Origin of the sequence: Pantoea sp. USMM079, from assembly GCF_037153115.1 — a bacterium.
GTDB classification, from domain to species: domain Bacteria; phylum Pseudomonadota; class Gammaproteobacteria; order Enterobacterales; family Enterobacteriaceae; genus Pantoea; species Pantoea communis.
On the sequence record NZ_JBBCKX010000020.1, the window covers coordinates 1 to 16269 of the forward strand.

At 52.6% G+C, this 16269-nt stretch carries 15 protein-coding genes; 4 read left to right on the plus strand and 11 right to left on the minus strand.

Translation table 11 applies throughout. From position 1 onward, the window contains the following. Nucleotides 1–313 precede the first annotated feature (313 nt). Entirely contained in the window at nucleotides 314–943 is a 630-nt protein-coding gene (locus tag WFP70_RS20055; RefSeq protein ID WP_337024188.1) for a flavin reductase family protein, read from the minus strand. 235 nt (nucleotides 944–1178) lie between these two features. Between WFP70_RS20055 and rlmF the strand changes: the two genes are divergently transcribed. Then, on the plus strand, nucleotides 1179–2105 hold the full coding sequence (rlmF, locus tag WFP70_RS20060) for a 23S rRNA (adenine(1618)-N(6))-methyltransferase RlmF (RefSeq protein WP_337024187.1): 927 nt from the start codon (nucleotides 1179–1181) through the stop codon (nucleotides 2103–2105). Nucleotides 2106–2381: 276 nt separating this feature from the next. On the opposite strand, the gene ybiO is transcribed toward rlmF, so the two are convergent. The 6 genes from ybiO to rhtA all read right to left on the minus strand — a co-directional run bounded on the left by ybiO (nucleotide 2382) and on the right by rhtA (nucleotide 9015). Next, entirely contained in the window at nucleotides 2382–4616 is a 2235-nt protein-coding gene (ybiO, locus tag WFP70_RS20065) for a mechanosensitive channel protein (protein ID WP_337024192.1), read from the minus strand. A 162-nt stretch (nucleotides 4617–4778) separates the two neighbouring features. Further along, nucleotides 4779–5501 (minus strand): glutamine ABC transporter ATP-binding protein GlnQ, encoded by a 723-nt coding sequence (gene glnQ / locus WFP70_RS20070; protein ID WP_038647952.1) that lies wholly within the window; start codon nucleotides 5499–5501, stop codon nucleotides 4779–4781. Continuing rightward, the gene (gene glnP, locus WFP70_RS20075; protein ID WP_034820909.1) at nucleotides 5498–6157 is read right to left on the minus strand and encodes a glutamine ABC transporter permease GlnP; all 660 of its coding nucleotides are present in this window, start codon (nucleotides 6155–6157) and stop codon (nucleotides 5498–5500) included. The genes glnQ and glnP overlap by 4 nt, the downstream gene beginning before the upstream one ends. A gap of 85 nt (nucleotides 6158–6242) precedes the next feature. Then, nucleotides 6243–6989, minus strand: a complete 747-nt coding sequence (gene glnH, locus WFP70_RS20080) for a glutamine ABC transporter substrate-binding protein GlnH (RefSeq protein WP_038647947.1) — start codon at nucleotides 6987–6989, stop codon at nucleotides 6243–6245. A gap of 320 nt (nucleotides 6990–7309) precedes the next feature. Continuing rightward, nucleotides 7310–7813 carry a DNA starvation/stationary phase protection protein Dps gene (gene dps, locus WFP70_RS20085; protein ID WP_034820903.1) on the minus strand — a complete coding sequence of 168 codons (504 nt, stop codon included), beginning with the start codon at nucleotides 7811–7813 and terminating at the stop codon, nucleotides 7310–7312. 293 nt (nucleotides 7814–8106) lie between these two features. Continuing rightward, nucleotides 8107–9015, minus strand: a complete 909-nt coding sequence (rhtA, locus tag WFP70_RS20090) for a threonine/homoserine exporter RhtA (RefSeq protein WP_337024186.1) — start codon at nucleotides 9013–9015, stop codon at nucleotides 8107–8109. A 379-nt stretch (nucleotides 9016–9394) separates the two neighbouring features. On the opposite strand from rhtA, the gene ompX reads away from it, so the two are divergent. Further along, a complete protein-coding gene (gene ompX, locus WFP70_RS20095) occupies nucleotides 9395–9907 on the plus strand; it encodes an outer membrane protein OmpX (protein WP_034820897.1) in 513 nt (170 codons plus the stop codon). Between the two features lie 59 nt (nucleotides 9908–9966). On the opposite strand, the gene WFP70_RS20100 is transcribed toward ompX, so the two are convergent. From WFP70_RS20100 to WFP70_RS20115, 4 genes are all read right to left on the minus strand, one after another. After that, nucleotides 9967–11235 carry a c-type cytochrome gene (locus WFP70_RS20100; RefSeq protein WP_442956361.1) on the minus strand — a complete coding sequence of 423 codons (1269 nt, stop codon included), beginning with the start codon at nucleotides 11233–11235 and terminating at the stop codon, nucleotides 9967–9969. Nucleotides 11236–11246: 11 nt separating this feature from the next. Then, nucleotides 11247–13025: a GMC family oxidoreductase gene (locus tag WFP70_RS20105; RefSeq protein ID WP_097119369.1), complete on the minus strand. Its 1779-nt coding sequence runs from the start codon at nucleotides 13023–13025 to the stop codon at nucleotides 11247–11249. After that, entirely contained in the window at nucleotides 13025–13753 is a 729-nt protein-coding gene (locus WFP70_RS20110) for a gluconate 2-dehydrogenase subunit 3 family protein (protein ID WP_166933170.1), read from the minus strand. Before WFP70_RS20110 ends, WFP70_RS20105 begins: the two co-directional genes overlap by 1 nt. A 305-nt stretch (nucleotides 13754–14058) precedes the next feature. Continuing rightward, nucleotides 14059–14253 (minus strand): hypothetical protein, encoded by a 195-nt coding sequence (locus WFP70_RS20115; protein ID WP_034820886.1) that lies wholly within the window; start codon nucleotides 14251–14253, stop codon nucleotides 14059–14061. Nucleotides 14254–14518: 265 nt separating this feature from the next. On the opposite strand from WFP70_RS20115, the gene mntR reads away from it, so the two are divergent. Both mntR and WFP70_RS20125 read left to right on the plus strand, forming a co-directional pair. Further along, complete coding sequence (gene mntR, locus WFP70_RS20120) at nucleotides 14519–14977, plus strand: manganese-binding transcriptional regulator MntR (protein ID WP_034820884.1); 459 nt, start codon at nucleotides 14519–14521, stop codon at nucleotides 14975–14977. Nucleotides 14978–14998: 21 nt separating this feature from the next. After that, on the plus strand, nucleotides 14999–16108 hold the full coding sequence (locus WFP70_RS20125) for an SLC13 family permease (RefSeq protein WP_337024185.1): 1110 nt from the start codon (nucleotides 14999–15001) through the stop codon (nucleotides 16106–16108). The last annotated feature ends 161 nt before the right edge of the window (nucleotides 16109–16269 follow it).

Sequence of the window (16269 nt, forward strand, 5' to 3'; positions counted from 1 at the left end):
TCTTACCTTAATGGACGCGTCAGATTCACCCTGTTTCAGGTGAAGGTAGCTAACCATCACCTACTGCAGGATTCAAGATACAAGGACGCGGGCGAAAGGCGGGGCGGCACAGTGATGTGCCATCCCCGCCGTTCCGTGAGGCAGACGAACGAAGTGAGGGAACCGCGTCAGCGGCGCGAGGACGCTAGCCCCCCTGGCCCCCAGCCAGCGTTGACTCGATTTTAAGCCAACCCGTATTTCAGTCAGCAATCCAAACTCGTGTTTCAAACTGCATTCAAACTGCATTCCAACCGCAACCGCCAACCCACAAAATTTAACCGCAGCGCGCATCCGGGCGCACCAAATCAAACCGCAAATCCTCACTGATGCCGTAATACGCAGATGGGCCGCCGGCTCGCAGAATAGGTTGTGCCTTAGCGGTCTGGTAAATGCCATCTTCCAGCAGCGCTTCATCAATATGAATTGCCACCACTTCACCCAACACCAACCAACTCTCCAGTTCAGTGCCTTGCACATCCTGCAGGCGAATCAGCTGGGTCAGGCGGCACTCAAAATTCACCGGGCTCTCTGCCACCATACTGACGTTCACGTGCGAGGCAGCGATGGGTGTCAATCCCGCGAGTGCGAACTCATCTTGTTCAGGCGGCACAGAAGCCGAGCTTTCATTCATCGCTTCGGCGAGCGGGCGAGTAGCCAGATTCCAGACGAATTCTTTGCTTTCACTGATATTGCGTACACTGTCTTTCCAGCCGCTACTGGCAAACCCAATAATCGGCGGATGATAGTTAAAGCAGTTAAAGAAACTGTACGGAGCCAGGTTGCGCTGGCCACTGGCGCTCAGCGAACTCACCCAGCCGATCGGGCGAGGACCAACAATGGCGTTCAGCGGATCGTGTGGCAAACCATGCCCGCTCCTTGGCTGATAAGTATAACGTTGTCGCATTAGCGCTCCTGGCTTGTCTGTTAAACTTCGCACCGCAACGGTGTCATGGCATTCCTGTCGCTATCATCAGGAAGCACTAGCGGATGACCATCACGACAGCCTTGCTGCAGCACGAATTATTTTGGACTCAATTTTGGGATATCAGGTTTAAATGCAATACAGATAATCGTGTAAGCGGATTGTGCGATGCCGCCATCCAGCGTATCTTACGCCCGCGCTACTATCCGGAGAATCTATGAACAAGCCAACCGCCACCTCGCCATTCCATCCCCGTAATCGCCATCAGGGCCGTTATGATTTTGCTGCTCTGACCGCGGCTCATCCGCCGCTGGCGGTGAAAGTCCGTCCTAATGGCTACGGCGAGTTGTCGGTGGATTTTGCCGATCCTGAAGCGGTAATGCTACTCAATCAGGCACTGATTAAGCTGTTTTATAACCTGAACTGGCAGCTACCGGAAGGCTACCTGACGCCACCCGTACCGGGCCGTGCTGACTATGTGCATGCGCTCGCAGATTTGCTGGCCAGTGACAACGGCGGCAAAGTGCCACGCGATGTCGATGTGATGGATATCGGTTGCGGTGCCAACCTCATTTATCCATTGATCGGGCATGCGGAGTACGGCTGGCGTTTTACCGGTACCGATATCACGGCGGAAGCTATCACGGCGGCAAACCAGATTGTCGCGAGCAATCCCGGCTTGCAGCGCGGCGTGCGTCTGCGTCGTCAGAAAGACGAGTCCGCCATTTTCGCCGGTGTGGTGCACAAAAATGAACGCTATCATGCCGTGCTCTGCAATCCGCCATTCCATGGTTCGGCGCAGGAAGCAGCGATGGTCGGTCAGCGTAAAACACGCAATCTGGGCTTAGGTAAAAATGCACCGCTCAACTTTGGCGGTCAACATAAGGAGCTGTGGTGCGAGGGCGGCGAGCGCCAGTTCGTGGGTAAGATGATCGATGAAAGCGTGGCTTATGCCGATCGCATTGTCTGGTTTACTTCATTGGTTTCGCGCAAAGAGAACCTGCCTGCGCTGCGCGATCAGTTGCGCGACCTCGAGGTTGAGGAAGTGCGCATCATCGAGATGGCACAGGGGCAGAAACAGAGCCGCTTTATCGCCTGGACATTCCTGCTGCCAGCCGCGCGCACTAAACGCTTCGCGCGCTGAACCAGCGAATCCTGAGGCCACATTCCACATTGTGTCGTTAGTGGGTGCGAACTCGGGATCGCTCATTTAAAAACGTGTGCTGAATCGTACGGACTCAAGACCCTAGTCCACATCGGTTGAACATTGGGGCGAGCACTGGAAATATCCCACTTGAGTTCTCGCGTTGAGACTGACGGTTAAAGGCTGCAGCCTGCATGTGTTCGGATGCAGGGGCGAGTCTTAGCCCGCGAATGTAAGCGTTTAATCCGGTGTCCTAAGGTTTCACCCAACGTGTTTTTATGATGGGTTGGGCGGCGGCAGCGCTGCCAGCGTGGCCGCAGAACCCACATCGCTGCCCGTTTGCATCACTTCCACCGTCTGATGCGGCGCTTTAATCCCTGCAGCATCAAAATGCTTCTTCACCTTGTCATCCAGCGCAAAACGCACTGTCCACTGCTTCAGCGGTTGGGTGGTGAACGACACGCGCACGGTAAAGGACTGGTTGGTCAGGCCCACCAGTCCGGAAAAACTCGGTTCGCCAATCACCATGCCGCGAATATCCGGATTCTCCAGCAACTCCTTCACCGCTGCCTGCAAGGTCGCATTCACACGCTCGGTGTCTTCACTGCGGTCTACATCATAGTTGGCGACAAACGAGCCAATACCGCGCACAAAGTTGGCGAAAGTGGTGATCGAAGACCACGGAATGATGTGATATGCGCCGGTATCCTGACGCACGCCGACGGAGCGAATTGACATGCGCTCCACCGTGCCAGTGATCGGGCCAATGGTCACCAAATCGCCGGTGTTCATGCCGTTCTCAAACTGAATAAAGATACCGGTGATAATATCCTTCACCAGTGTTTGCGAACCGAAAGACACCGCCAGACCGAGCGCCCCGGCACCCGCCAGCAGCGGCGCGATGTTAACACCCACTTCTGACAGCAGAATCATAATGGTGATGGTGCTGATCACCACCGCCAGCGCATTACGGAATAGCGTCAGTAAGGTGCGCGTACGTGCGCTGGGCATCGGCCTTCCGTGTGAATCCGAAGCCAGACGGCTTTCGATCAGGCTGGCCAGCAGCGTCCAGCCGATGGCGGAGAGCAGCAAAATCATCACGATACGAATCAGCACATCCACCATTTTCTGCCCGGCTCCCAGCGTGAGCCAGTGCCAGAGATCAAACAGATTCCAGGCGTTGAGCAGCAGCAATAGCGTGGCGAACACGGTGATCACACGCGCCAGTTTTAGCAGCGCTTTGACCCAATCATTGACGCGTTTTTGCAGTTCCGGATAGTTACGGCGCAGATCCGGCGACAGCGTCAGCGTTTTGCCAATCCAGCGCGTTAGCATGCCGGAAATCAGCGCGGCGATAACAATAATCGCCATGCTGCGCACCGTGGCCGACATCATAAACTTCAGACTGTCACCCGGATTGAAGATCGAGAACAGGAACAGCGCGATAAAGTAGGCACTCGCCAGCCAATGCCACACCATACCGAAGGCGCGGATAAACAAGGCAAAGAAGCTCATACTGCGATCGGCCAAACGCGACAACTCGTCGTGGATGTTGCGTCGATTGCGGAAAATCAGCCACAGCGCCCAGCCAGTCATGATGCACATGATCAACACATTCACCAACGCAGCGATTTGCATATTCACCTGATTGCCGACAATCGGCACCACCACGAGCAAACCATAACCGATGATGCCGCTGAGCCAGCTAAGACGTGTGTTCCAGTAAGCGGCACGCACATCGGAAAGATGAAAGAAGCGCAGGGTGGGGAAGCGTGGGCAGAATATCAATCGCAACACCGCTTTGAAAAACTCAATCAACGCGAAGGCATTAAGGAATAGTCCCTGCTGATAGGCAATGGTGCGGTTATTGTTGTGGTAGTTGTCACTGATAATCTGACCAACAAACAGCGTCAGCGCCAGAAGCACTAAGTCGAGAAGAAAGGCGACGATAATGGTGGCAGGAAGATGCAGCCACTTGGTGCGATCCAGATTATGATTGCGCCCCCAGCGGCCCATGCGCTGCCACACGGGATACATCAACAGCCGCGTGAACCAGTAGAAAGCAAAAACGGCAGCGGCGAGCCCGGCGAAATACTTCAGTGCATTGAAGAAGGTTTGCTGATTAAAGGATTTGTGCGGTGCGTTAACGATGTTGTCGTGCAAACGGACAAACTGCGAGGCAACGGCTCCTCCGTATTCGCGTGTGACGTTGGTGACGCTCTCCAGTACCGTGGGATCTTCCTGATCGGCCTGCGGCGGAGCCAATACCGGCTGTTCATTATTGGCTTTGCTGGTGGCGGCCTGACGAAGTTGATCGATCAGTTCCTGACGCGAATCGTTATTCTCCAGAATATTCGCCAGCGCGGCATAAGCGGCTTTTTTATCTTCCAGCGTCGGCTCACTCTCAGCGGTGGTGCTGGCAGCAGGCGTTGACGTTTGCTGAGCGGCGACGGCGGCCTGCGGTAGATTGACCGCGTTTGCGGTGGGAACGAGGAACAGACAGATCAGCATCCATATGGTCAGGCCCCATGATGGGCGGGCAAACGACATGACCTTCTCCTTGAGCAACGCACAACGGCACAAGAGAAAAAGTATAGTCAGCGATGGAAGGTGAAGATTCTGAAAGGAAATTTCTTTACGGAAGAAGAGGCGGCTTTACAGCCGCCTCGTCATTTATGACACGTGCTGCAGGAACTCGCGCAGACGATCGCTCGGTGGGTTGGTGATCAACTCATCCGGGTTGCCATCTTCCGCGATGGTGCCTTTATCAATGAAGATCAGGCGCGAAGCCACTTTCTGAGCAAAGCCCACTTCGTGCGTTACGATGACCATCGTCATGCCTTCTTCGGCCAGATCCTGCATCACCTTGAGCACTTCATGGCGCAGTTCTGGATCGAGTGCAGAGGTTGGCTCATCAAACAGCATCATCTTCGGTTTCACCGCCAGCGCACGAGCAATGGCAACACGCTGCTGCTGACCACCGGACAGTTCGGCAGGGAAGTGGTGCGCACGCTCGGCGAGGCCGACTTTACCCAACAGTTCACGTGCCAGTTTCTGTGCGTCGTCCTTCTTCGCACCGCGCACGCGAATCGGGCCGAAAGCCACGTTATCCAGCGCACTCATCTGCGGGAACAGATGGAACTGCTGGAACACCATGCCCGCTTCCTGACGAATCAGGCGTTCGTCGACTTTAGGATCGTTAACTTTCATGCCATCAACGATCAGGTCACCGGTGGTGATCTCTTCCAGCTTGTTGATGCAGCGCAGCAGGGTCGATTTACCTGAGCCAGATGGCCCAATAATCACCACCACTTCGCCCTGATTGATCTTCAGGTTGATGTCATGCAGGACTTTGGTCTGGCCGAAGTTTTTAGAGACGTTTTTAAATTCAATCACAGGATTTTCACCTTCTTCTCAATACGGCGCAGTACAAAGCTCAACACCAACGTAATAATCAAATAGATAATGGCAACGGCACTCCAGATCTCCAGCGCGCGGAAGTTTCCGGCGATGATTTCCTGGCCCTGACGGGTCAGTTCCGCCACGCCGATCACGATAAACAGCGAGGTATCTTTGATACTCACGATCCACTGGTTACCGAGCGGTGGCAGCATACGACGCAGTGCCAACGGCATGATGACGTAACGCAGGGTTTCACGGCGGGAAAGACCCAGCGCCAGGCCTGCTTCACGAAAGCCTTTGTTGATCGACAGCACGGCACCACGCGTGATTTCCGCGATATAGGCACCGGAGTTAATCATGATGGTGACCACGGCGGCGGTAAACGGATCGATACGCAGGTCCGGGAAGGCCATCGGCAAGGCGAAGTAAATAAACATCACCTGCACCACGATTGGCGTACCGCGGATCAGCTCGATAAACACCAGCGCGATATTATTGGCGATCCATCCGCCGTACGCGCGCGCGAAACCGGCGACTAAACCAATGATTAACCCGCCAATTAAGCCGAGTACGGAAATTATCAGGGTCATTTTGGCGCCTTCGATCAAAATCGGCAGGGCTGGCCAAATGACGCTCCAGTCAAACTCCATGGTGTAACTCCAAAATCTGTTGCGATGGAAATGTAAAAAGCAGGGAGACTAAGCTCCCTGCTGGAAAAATCGGCTTAGGCCGGAATTATTTTGGCTCGCTGCCGAACCATTTTTTATAAATTGTGTTGTAAGTGCCGTTGTCGCGCAGGGTTTTCAGCGCGCCATTAATCTGGTTACGCAGTTCATCGCTGCCTTTAGGCAGGGCGATACCATACTGCTGAGCTTCGATAGACTCGCCAACCGCTTTGAAGCGACCTTTACCGGCGGTGTGGATGAAGTACAGGATGTTTGGCGTGTCGTGCAGCACGGCGTCAGCACGATTGGTGCCCAACTCCATGTAAGCGTTGTCGATGTTCGGGAACTGACGCAGATCTTTAGACTTGATGTGCGCTTTCGCGTAATCAACAGAACCGGTACCGCTCTTCACCGCAACCACTTTGCCGTTCAGATCGTCGATGCCTTTGATGTTGTTTTCGTTCTCACGCACCATCACCAACAGACCACTTTTGTAGTAGCCGTCAGAGAAGTCGATAGCCTTTTTGCGCTCGTCGGTAATGGTGATGCCGGCCAGAGCCACGTCAACGTTTTTGGTTTGCAGTGCTGGGATGATGCCGCTGAAATCCATTGGCTTCAGGGTGTAATCCAGCTTCAGTTCTTTGGCGATAGCGGCCCACAGGTCGATGTCGAAACCAACATATTCGTTACCCTGTTTGAATTCAAAAGGAACGAAAGCGGTGTCGGTCGCAACAACCAGTTTCTTATCTGCTGCAGTGGAAGAAAGCGAGAAGGCCAGCGCCAGCGCGGCCACGGAGACTTTAATCAAAGACTTCATCATTATTTTCCTTATTACCCTTCAGACCTGATGGCCTGATGTACGGCTATTCATATGAAAAAATTATGCCAACTTTTCATTTTGGTCGAAATCAGCAGGATGCAGGGCCTGGCTGAAGCGATTTTGCTGTAGTCGAAAAGTCTGCACTAATATGGGTCACCAAAATAGTGCATCGTGCTGTTGTGGTGCAGGCACAGTGTGCACCAAGGGCTGAGCAAGGGAAAGGCAGGATTAAGATTTTGTTAACGACGTCAAAAAAAGCACCAAAATGTTACAGATATAAAAAAAGGCGGGATAACCCGCCTTCGCTGTAACGTACATTATTCAATGTTGGATTCGATAAACCACAGGAATTTATCCAAATCACGCGATGCCGCCGTGAAAATATCAGCGGTATCTTCATCACTCACTTCACTGATGGCCTTACGCGTGTCGTTCGCGACAATCGCGTAACGATCGGCCAGCGCCTTCAGGTGATCCTGAACGGTATGAATGTTGAGCGGATAGCTCTTCAAAGGCGTTTTATCGTTAACGATCTGGGTGGTCCCCAGCGCCACGCCGCCGAGCTGTACAACACGCTCTGCAATGGTGTCCTGATGATCGGTAATAGCAGTACGGAAGCCATCCAGCATTTCGTGTACTGCAATAAAGTTGGCGCCACGCATGTTCCAGTGCGCCTGTTTGGTGATCAGTGACAGGTCAATGTATTCCACTACCAGACGGTTGAGCACCTCGATGGTCGCTTTCTTATCGCTATCAGCAACATCATTACGGGTGTAAATGAGATCAGACGATTTAGTTTTAACCAGTTTTGCGGTACTCATCATTAATGTCCTCTAATTGATGGTTGTCCTAATCAAGCACGGAAATAAGTATAGCAGCAGTTTTCTGCTGTGCCGGATTGTTTAAACCGATGACAGGAATAGATAAACCTTAATGTTGTTTGGGATTTGAGCGTTTGATTTATTTTTCTTTTATAACAGCTGGTTATGCTGTGTGTTAATTATTTTTCAATGATGTTGCAAAATAATAACAAAGAGGGAGTCTGAGATGAAAAAAGGGAATGAGAATGCTTATATATTCAGCCTGCAGCTTAGCAGGCTTAATTTGGCATTATTTATTGCGGATTATTAATATTCACTTCGCTTATTTTGGCACTCTTCTGTTTCATAGTGAGGGTCGAACCCGCCGAGGCGGCAATAATGGCCAGCAGCGCAATCCACTGCTTCAGCGTCAGCAATTCCCCGAGGAACAACATCCCGGAAAGCGCTGCCATCGCGGGTTCCAGGCTCATCAGCGTGCCAAAAATGCGAGCGGGCAGACGGGTCAGGGCCATCATCTCCAGTGAATAAGGAATCGCACTGGAGAGCAGGGCGATAATCAGCGCCAGGGGCAGAATTTCCCAGTGCCAGATGCCGGGTGCTGCAAAGGTTAATCCGAGTGGTACGAAGATCACCGAAGCAATCAACGATCCCATGGCAACGGTTGCTGGACCATGTTCCGCACCGGCGCGTTGCCCCGCCAGGATATAGACCGCCCAGCAGGCACCGGCTCCCACCGCTAATAGTGCACCCAGCGGATCAATATGGCTGATGCCATCACCAATCGGCAGCAGAAACCACAAACCGGTTACCGCCAAAAGTACCCAGAGGAAATCGAGCGGACGTCGCGCACCGGCCAATGCCAGGGTTAAGGGGCCGAGAAACTCCAGGCCAACGGCAACGCCCAGCGGCACGGTGCGAATGGATAAATAGAAGAGATAGTTCATACAACCGAGCGCCAGACCGTACATCAAGAGCGGTTTGCGCTGTGCAGGAGTGAAACGAAGGCGCCACGGCTTAAAGATGATGCACAGAATCAGGGTGCCCAGTCCGAGACGCAATGCGGTGATGCCAGGAGCCCCTACGGTAGGAAACAGTGATTTTGCCAGGGAAGCACCGCCCTGAAGCGAGAGCATGGCAATCAGTAGCACGGCAATCGGGAACAAAACCGGGGCCATTTTGGTGTTCGTCTGAGGCGTAGACATCCTGTAATTCAATCCTGTAGTGATTAACAACACAGCAACAAAACGCCAGTGTAAAGGAATCTTCAGGAAATAAGGAGGTGTGTAAGTGGGAAAATAAATGCGGCGACCGCCTGGGAAATAACCGTTTTCCGGACCATTTAAGTAAAGAAATGTCAGGTTAGTTTAGGAATATCCTTAAAGGCATTATTTGCAGCCCGAAATATTATTGCAGGAAGATGACACTTTTTATAAGTAAAATGAATGACATAGGAAACTTCATTAACTTTCTGTTACACCAAACAATCTGTTAGACAACAAATAGCGGGCAGAGTTTCTTGCTAATTTTTGTTATATTTTCAGCGTTGTCAGGAGAGAAGTATATTCACATTTGAGGTGGTTTATGAAAAAAATTGCATGTCTTTCAGCACTGGCTTGTGTACTGGCAGTTTCAGCAGGTTCAGCCATGGCGCAGAGCACCGTTTCTGCTGGTTACGCGCAGAGCGATTATCAGGGCGTTGCTAACAAAGCAAACGGCTTCAACCTGAAATACCGTTACGAAGATGGTACTAACCCACTGGGTTGGATCGGTTCTTTCACCTACACCGAGAAAGACCGCACTGACGCTGGCGTTTACAACAAAGGCCAGTACTACGGCATCACCGGTGGTCCTGCTTACCGTCTGAACGACTGGGCAAGCATCTACGGCGTGGTCGGTATCGGTTACGGTAAATACCAGGCGAATGACGCTGCTGCACAGTCTAAATCTGACACCAGCGATTACGGTTTCTCCTACGGCGCAGGCATGCAGTTCAACCCAATCCAGAACGTTGCTGTTGACGTGGGTTACGAGCAGAGCCGTATCCGTAGCGTAGACGTAGGCACCTGGATTGCTGGCGTAGGCTACAGCTTCTAAGTTTTTGCTTAGACCAGAGTTGCACAAGAAACGGCCCTTTACGGGCCGTTTTTTTATGCTTACTTTTGCGGGGCGGGAGGAAGCGTGGCGCGGATCTTCTTCACCTGATCGGCCGTTACCGGTGCCGCTTTGTTACCCCATCCATTGCGAATAAAGTTAGCGACATCAGCGACCTGCTGATCATCCAGGCGCCAGGCGAAATCTGGCATGGTGAAACCGGTCGGCGCCTGTTGCGTAATCGCACGCTGGCCGCCTTTCAGAATCACACTGATCACTGATGACGGGTCTTCACTCAACAAGGCCGGATTGTGTGCCAGCGCCGGGAAGGTACTGGCATAGCCTTTACCGTCCGTACGATGGCAGGCAGCGCAGTTATCCACGTACACCTGCGCACCTGGCTGGCTGACATCCCCTTTGAACAGCGCTTGCGACGTCGCATCGCTGACCTGTGGTGCAGCGGTGTTATCCGCAGCCGGTAAAGACTTCAGATAAACGGCAATCGCATTCAGATCTTCATCACTGAGATACTGGGTACTGTGCGCGATCACATCCGTCATCGAACCAAAGGCAGCGCCTTGCTTATTCGCGCCGGTTTTCAGGAAGGTGGCGATATCTTGCTCAGACCAACTGCCCAAACCCGCTGCCGGGCTGGCGGTCAGATCTGGCGCATGCCAGCCTTCCAGTGTGCCGCCGGTCAGATAGCCTTTGCTGTTCTGATCCATGGCTTTCTCCTGGAAGCCGATGCCACGAGGCGTATGGCATGAGCCACAGTGGCCAAGCCCCTGCACCAGATAAGCACCGCGTTGCCACTGTGCCGATTGACCGGCTACAGGAGCGTAAGTGCTGTCATCGGCAAAGGTCCAGCGCCAAAACGCCAGCGGCCAACGCATGCTGAGCGGCCAGGGGATATCACTTTTGCGATTCTCCTGACTCACCGGTTTCACACCCTGCATAAAGTAGTCATACAACGCGTGCATATCGCTGTCGCTGATTTTGGCATACGACGGGAACGGCATGGCGGGGTAGAGCGAGCTGCCATCTTTCGCCACACCGCCACGTACCGCTTTGACGAAGTCGTCGTAGCTGTAGTCGCCAATGCCGTGCGTTTTATCTGGCGTGATGTTGGTGGAGTATATGGCACCAATCGGCGTGCTCATTTTGAGCCCACCGGCGAAAGGTTGCCCGCCTGCTGCGGTATGACAAGCGGCACAATCGCCCGCTTTGGCCAGATACTCGCCTTGCTTAACCGAGGCATCGGTTGCGGCCGATGCGGCGTGGCTGATCAGTGCGCCGCCGAGAGCGAAAAAGAGTGCGGAAAATTTCACTATAACGCTCCTTATCAGGCCTGAACCAGCGGACCAGGGTTAGCCAGATAGCGGTTGCGAATCGCATCCGCCGCGAATAATGCGGTGGCACAGACAATCCCGGTTGGGTTGTATGCCAGGTTTTGCGGGAAGCAGCATGCGCCCGTAACGAATACGTTCGGTACATCCCAGCTTTGCAGGAACTTATTCACCACGCTGGTACGCGGATCGTCGCCCATCACTGCACCACCGGTGGTGTGCGTTGATTGGTAAGGGCGGACATCGTAATGGCTGTTGAGCGTTTTGAAGCCCACTTCATAGTGCTTAGGATTCATCACCTTGACGATCTCCTCGGCCTTATCTTTGATGAAGTTGGTCATCTTCAGTTCATTCTGCTGCCAGTCAAAGGTCATACGCAGTAACGGTTGGCCGTAGATATCACGGTACGTAGGATCAAGGTCGAGATAGCACTGCTTATACGGCATCACTGAACCTGACGAGCCGACGTTCATGTTGTGCAGATAATTATCTTTGATGGCCTGTTTCCAGCCGGAACCCCAACGCGGCGCATCTTTAGGGATGCCCATCTGCTGGATAGGACGTCCACCGGAGAAGGCCGCAGAAATGGTGGCACCGCCAACAAAGCCGACTTTGCTGTGATCGAAGTTTTCCGCATTGAAATCATCGATAACGGTGGAGGTGGCACCCGTGGCGGCAAATGGATTGAACCAATTGTCGTTGTCATAGAACAGCTTGATACCGCCGGTCATCTGATAGGCATAGTTTCTGCCCACCACGCCGTCACCGGTTTGTGGATCGTATGGCTTACCGATTTTTGACAACAGCAGTAAGCGCACATTGTGCAACTGGAAGGCACTAAGGATCACCAGGTCAGCCGGTTGCTCGACTTCGTTACCTTGCGCATCGATATAGGTCACGCCAGTGGCTTTTTTACCGCTGCTGTCGGTATTGACACGAATCACGTGCGCCTGCGTGCGCAACTCAAAGTTACTAAACGGCTTCAGAGCAGGGATAACACAGCTTTGCGGTGAACCTTTGGAGTAGTTGAAACAACCGAAGCGTTCGCAATAACCGCAGTAGTTACACACGCCAAGCTGCACGTTGTAAGGGTTGGTCCAGGGTTCGGTGGTGTTGGCTGCAGGGCACTCAAAGGGGTGATAGCCCAGTTGCTTTGCGGCTTTAGAGAATAATTCGCCGGCATACAGAGTTTTTAACGGTTTGGTGGGATAGCCATTTTTACGCGGAGATTCGAACGGGTTACCGCCTTCGACGGTTTCACCGTTGAGGTTACCGACCTGACCGGCCGCGCCGCAAATTTTCTCAAACTTATCGAAATAGGGCTCCATCTCGGCATAAGAGAAGGGGTAATCCTGCACCGTCATGTCTTTAGGGATGAAGTCAGCACCGTATTTTTCGATGACTGTGCTGCGCATTTTTAAGTCCGCTTCCAGCGGACGCCACAGCTGACCGTTCCAGTGGGTACCGGCGCCGCCCACACCATCACCGGGCAGGAAGGAACCGAATCGGCGATAGGGCAGCGCGGTTTCCTGCGTGGTGTGACGAACCGTCACGGTCTCTTTCGAGGCGTTTTGGAACAGTTTTAAACGAATGCCGTAAGTCAGTTCATCGGCAATACGCGGATAGGAGAAGTCGGGGTAGGTATCGCGATTTTCGCCGCGCTCCAGTGCCACAATATTCAAACCAGAACTGGCCAGTTCCATCGCCATGAGCGAACCGGTCCAGCCGAACCCGACGATGACCACATCGACGGGCGCTTTTTTTACTGCCGCCATTACACGCTCCTTTTACTGGAAATGCTGACTGGGCCAAGAGGGTAGGGTTTATTAGGCTGCTGTACGGTATCGACGAAATCCGCACGTGCACCGGGAAAACCGATCATTTTCCACGAGGCCAGCGTTTGGTTGCCGCCGTGAATCGGATCGGCGAGATAACCCTCTTTGGTGTTCTCCAGCAGTTGCTCGAAAAACTGCTTGCCGTGAATGGCATCGTTACGCAGTTTGTCGGCTTCCAGCGCACGCAAAACCTCTTCTTGTTGCGCCGTCTCCAGTTGGTAAAAATCTTTTTGGTACTGCTGCTGACAATGCTGGTCAGCTAAGGCGATGCCTAACCGATAGGTATCGCGTGGCACCAGATGGGATTGGTAACCCATTTCAGGAATCGAATCGGCGAACGGACCTTGCATGTACCACAAGCGACCATAGCCGTAAGGCAATTCCATCTGCTTATCGATAAACACCTGTACACCTTCACTGACGGCGCCAGGACCGTTGGCATCGGCAGGGATCAGGCGATCCAGCGCGGCGAGCAGAAATTTCCACTCTTTATCGTTGAAGTAAGCGGGAACATAGTCGGATAACACGCCTTGCGGCTTGTCGGCAGCGGGGGAGGAGAGTGACACCACACCGGTACTGGCTGCGGCGGCGAGGGGAATGAGCGAGAGCGATTTTTGTAAAAATCGTCTCCTGCCCGATGGTTGCTCTTCAGGCTTTTTAAGTGACATTGCTAATCTTCCTTACGAAAAACCCACCCTGGGTTGATTTTGTTATAAGTATGTAATTTTTTGTTATGAGGAGATTAATCAGACGTCACAATAGGTTGCAAGCTAAAAGTTAGCAGCCTAATCGTTTAAGCGTTGTTGAAGGTAAAGTTATGTCAGCGCCTGAAGCGATTCAGCCACAGAGAGCGCAAGGGTTTAGAATTTGTTCAATAACAATAGGAAGAGTGGGACTAAAAAGGTAACAAAATGTGAGATCGTGCAAAGGATCCGTTGAGAAAACGGATCCTGAGAAGGAATTTATGGATGAATCAGCCGCGCCAGATCAGATTTGGGCAAGGGCGCTCGGTCAGCTGTTTGCCGGTCAGCTTTTCAATCAGCATCAGACGCAGGGCAAAAGGCGAGCGTTTAAACAGGCACAGCAGCGATTTCAGCTCAAAAGCCGGTTTGCTTTGCTCAACCTGGAAGCATTTGCCACAGTCGAGGCAGCTTTTCATGGTGGTCATGTTCACCTCCCGAATGAATAACGACGTAACAGTAAGCACAAACCTGCGATAAACAGCAGGAAAAGGAGTAGCAGCAGATAGGGTGCGTTCATCGTTGCCTCCTAAATAAGCTATTCGCTTACATTACGAACAAAGATAGCACTGGCTATACTCTTTAGCCAACACTATTTAGGAAAAATTTGTGCTTATTTGTGCCTGGTTTACAATGAGCGCAGCCAGGCCCGCACCGCAGGTAAAGTGCGGCAGATAATAAAGAGGAAGCTGAATGAGTCGTCGTGCAAAGAGCGCCACCAATACGCCCCAGGGGCCGCTTAAAGATATAGAGGAGCATGTCGAAGGATTTCGCCAGGTGCGCGAAGCGCATCGACGTGAACTTATTGATGACTACGTAGAGTTAATCTCTGATTTGATTCGTGAATTTGGTGAAGCCCGCCAGGTCGATATGGCCGCGCGCCTCGGCGTTTCACAGCCCACCGTGGCAAAAATGTTGAAGCGTTTAGGCACCACCGGTCTGGTGGAACAGGTTCCTTATCGCGGTGTGTTTCTGACGCCTGAAGGTGAAAAGCTGGCTGAAGCGAGCCGCGTACGTCACCATATTGTTGAAACTTTCCTGCTGGCGTTAGGTGTCAGCCCGGAAACTGCCCGCCGGGATTCTGAAGGCCTGGAACATCACGTCAGTGATGAAACCCTCGCCGTCTTCCAGAAGTTTTACGAGAGCCGCTAACCTACAAGGCCTTCCGCCATCATGCCCATCGTGCTGCGTTCCTTAATGCGTGATCGTATTTTGCATTTGCTGTTGCTGTTGGGTGTGATTTTATTGCCGCTGGCGGAGTATCGTTGGTCGCAATTGCCTGCCGCCGTTGACTGGCACACTATCATGACGCTCACCGGGCTATTGATGTTGACCAAAGGGCTGGAAAACAGCGGCTATTTTGATGTGCTCGGCGCACGTCTGGTCCAGCGCTTTCAACATGAGCGCACCCTGGCGCTGTTTATGGTCTGTGCTGCGGCGCTGCTTTCCACTTTTCTCACCAATGATGTGGCACTTTTTATTCTGGTGCCGCTGACGCTGACGCTGCGCAAATTTTCACGTCTGCCGATTTCCCGACTGATCATTTTTGAAGCGCTGGCGGTGAATGCCGGATCGCTGTTGACCCCGGTGGGCAATCCGCAAAATATTTTGTTATGGAGCCACGGTACGCTCAGCGTGCCGGGATTTATCCTGCAGATGGCACCGCTGGCTGCAGTATTAATGATCAGCCTGATGGCGCTCACCTGGTGGAGTTTTCCCAAACGAACCATCCAGAAGCATGCGCAAAGCGAAGCGCATCAATGGCAAAAACCGTTGTTTATCATCAGCGTGCTGCTGTATCTGGTGTTTATTGTGGCTTTAGAACTGAAAATGACCGGATGGGCACTGTTATTGGTGGCAGGCTGCTTCCTGATCATGGCGCGCAGCGTATTGATCAGTATTGACTGGAGCTTGTTGCTGGTATTTGTCGCGATGTTCATCGATGTGTTTTTACTGATGCGTCTTCCCCTGCTGCAACCCTATTTCGCCGCGATAGGTCATTTAAGCGAAGGGGGAGTATATTTGCTGGCGATCGGTCTTTCACAGGTCATCAGCAATGTGCCGGCAACCATCCTGTTGCTGCAAAAAGTGCCGCCTACAGAGGCGCTCGCCTGGGCCGTCAACATTGGTGGATTTGGCTTGCTGCCGGGTTCATTGGCTAACCTGATTGCGCTTCGTATGGCGCAAGACAGCAAAGTCTGGTGGCGCTTTCACCTGTTTTCTTTACCCATGCTGGCGTGGTCGATGCTGTGTGGCTGGTTCCTGTTGCGCTGGCTACACTAAGCCTGCCATTTTGTTCTGCCCGATGAGCTGACGCGCTGATTATTCAGCGCGTTATCGCACTCAGTGGCAGAAAATGCGTTGATTGTTGGCTTGTGTAAAGTTGTACTGGCATTTGTCAATTTTCGATCTAAGGTTAAGTTGACCGTTTTTGCCCGTGGATC

Bases quoted from the DNA above. Each gene is read 5' to 3' on its own strand.
- glnH (WP_038647947.1), bottom strand. From the start codon at position 6,989: ATGAAGTCTTTGATTAAAGTCTCCGTGGCCGCGCTGGCGCTGGCCTTC.
- WFP70_RS20105 (WP_097119369.1), bottom strand. From the start codon at position 13,025: ATGGCGGCAGTAAAAAAAGCGCCCGTCGATGTGGTCATCGTCGGGTTC.
- glnP (WP_034820909.1), bottom strand. From the start codon at position 6,157: ATGGAGTTTGACTGGAGCGTCATTTGGCCAGCCCTGCCGATTTTGATC.
- rlmF (WP_337024187.1), top strand. From the start codon at position 1,179: ATGAACAAGCCAACCGCCACCTCGCCATTCCATCCCCGTAATCGCCAT.
- WFP70_RS20110 (WP_166933170.1), bottom strand. From the start codon at position 13,753: ATGTCACTTAAAAAGCCTGAAGAGCAACCATCGGGCAGGAGACGATTT.
- ybiO (WP_337024192.1), bottom strand. From the start codon at position 4,616: ATGCTGATCTGTCTGTTCCTCGTTCCCACCGCAAACGCGGTCAATCTA.
- dps (WP_034820903.1), bottom strand. From the start codon at position 7,813: ATGAGTACCGCAAAACTGGTTAAAACTAAATCGTCTGATCTCATTTAC.
- rhtA (WP_337024186.1), bottom strand. From the start codon at position 9,015: ATGTCTACGCCTCAGACGAACACCAAAATGGCCCCGGTTTTGTTCCCG.
- ompX (WP_034820897.1), top strand. From the start codon at position 9,395: ATGAAAAAAATTGCATGTCTTTCAGCACTGGCTTGTGTACTGGCAGTT.
- WFP70_RS20055 (WP_337024188.1), bottom strand. From the start codon at position 943: ATGCGACAACGTTATACTTATCAGCCAAGGAGCGGGCATGGTTTGCCA.
- WFP70_RS20125 (WP_337024185.1), top strand. From the start codon at position 14,999: ATGCCCATCGTGCTGCGTTCCTTAATGCGTGATCGTATTTTGCATTTG.
- WFP70_RS20115 (WP_034820886.1), bottom strand. From the start codon at position 14,253: ATGACCACCATGAAAAGCTGCCTCGACTGTGGCAAATGCTTCCAGGTT.
- mntR (WP_034820884.1), top strand. From the start codon at position 14,519: ATGAGTCGTCGTGCAAAGAGCGCCACCAATACGCCCCAGGGGCCGCTT.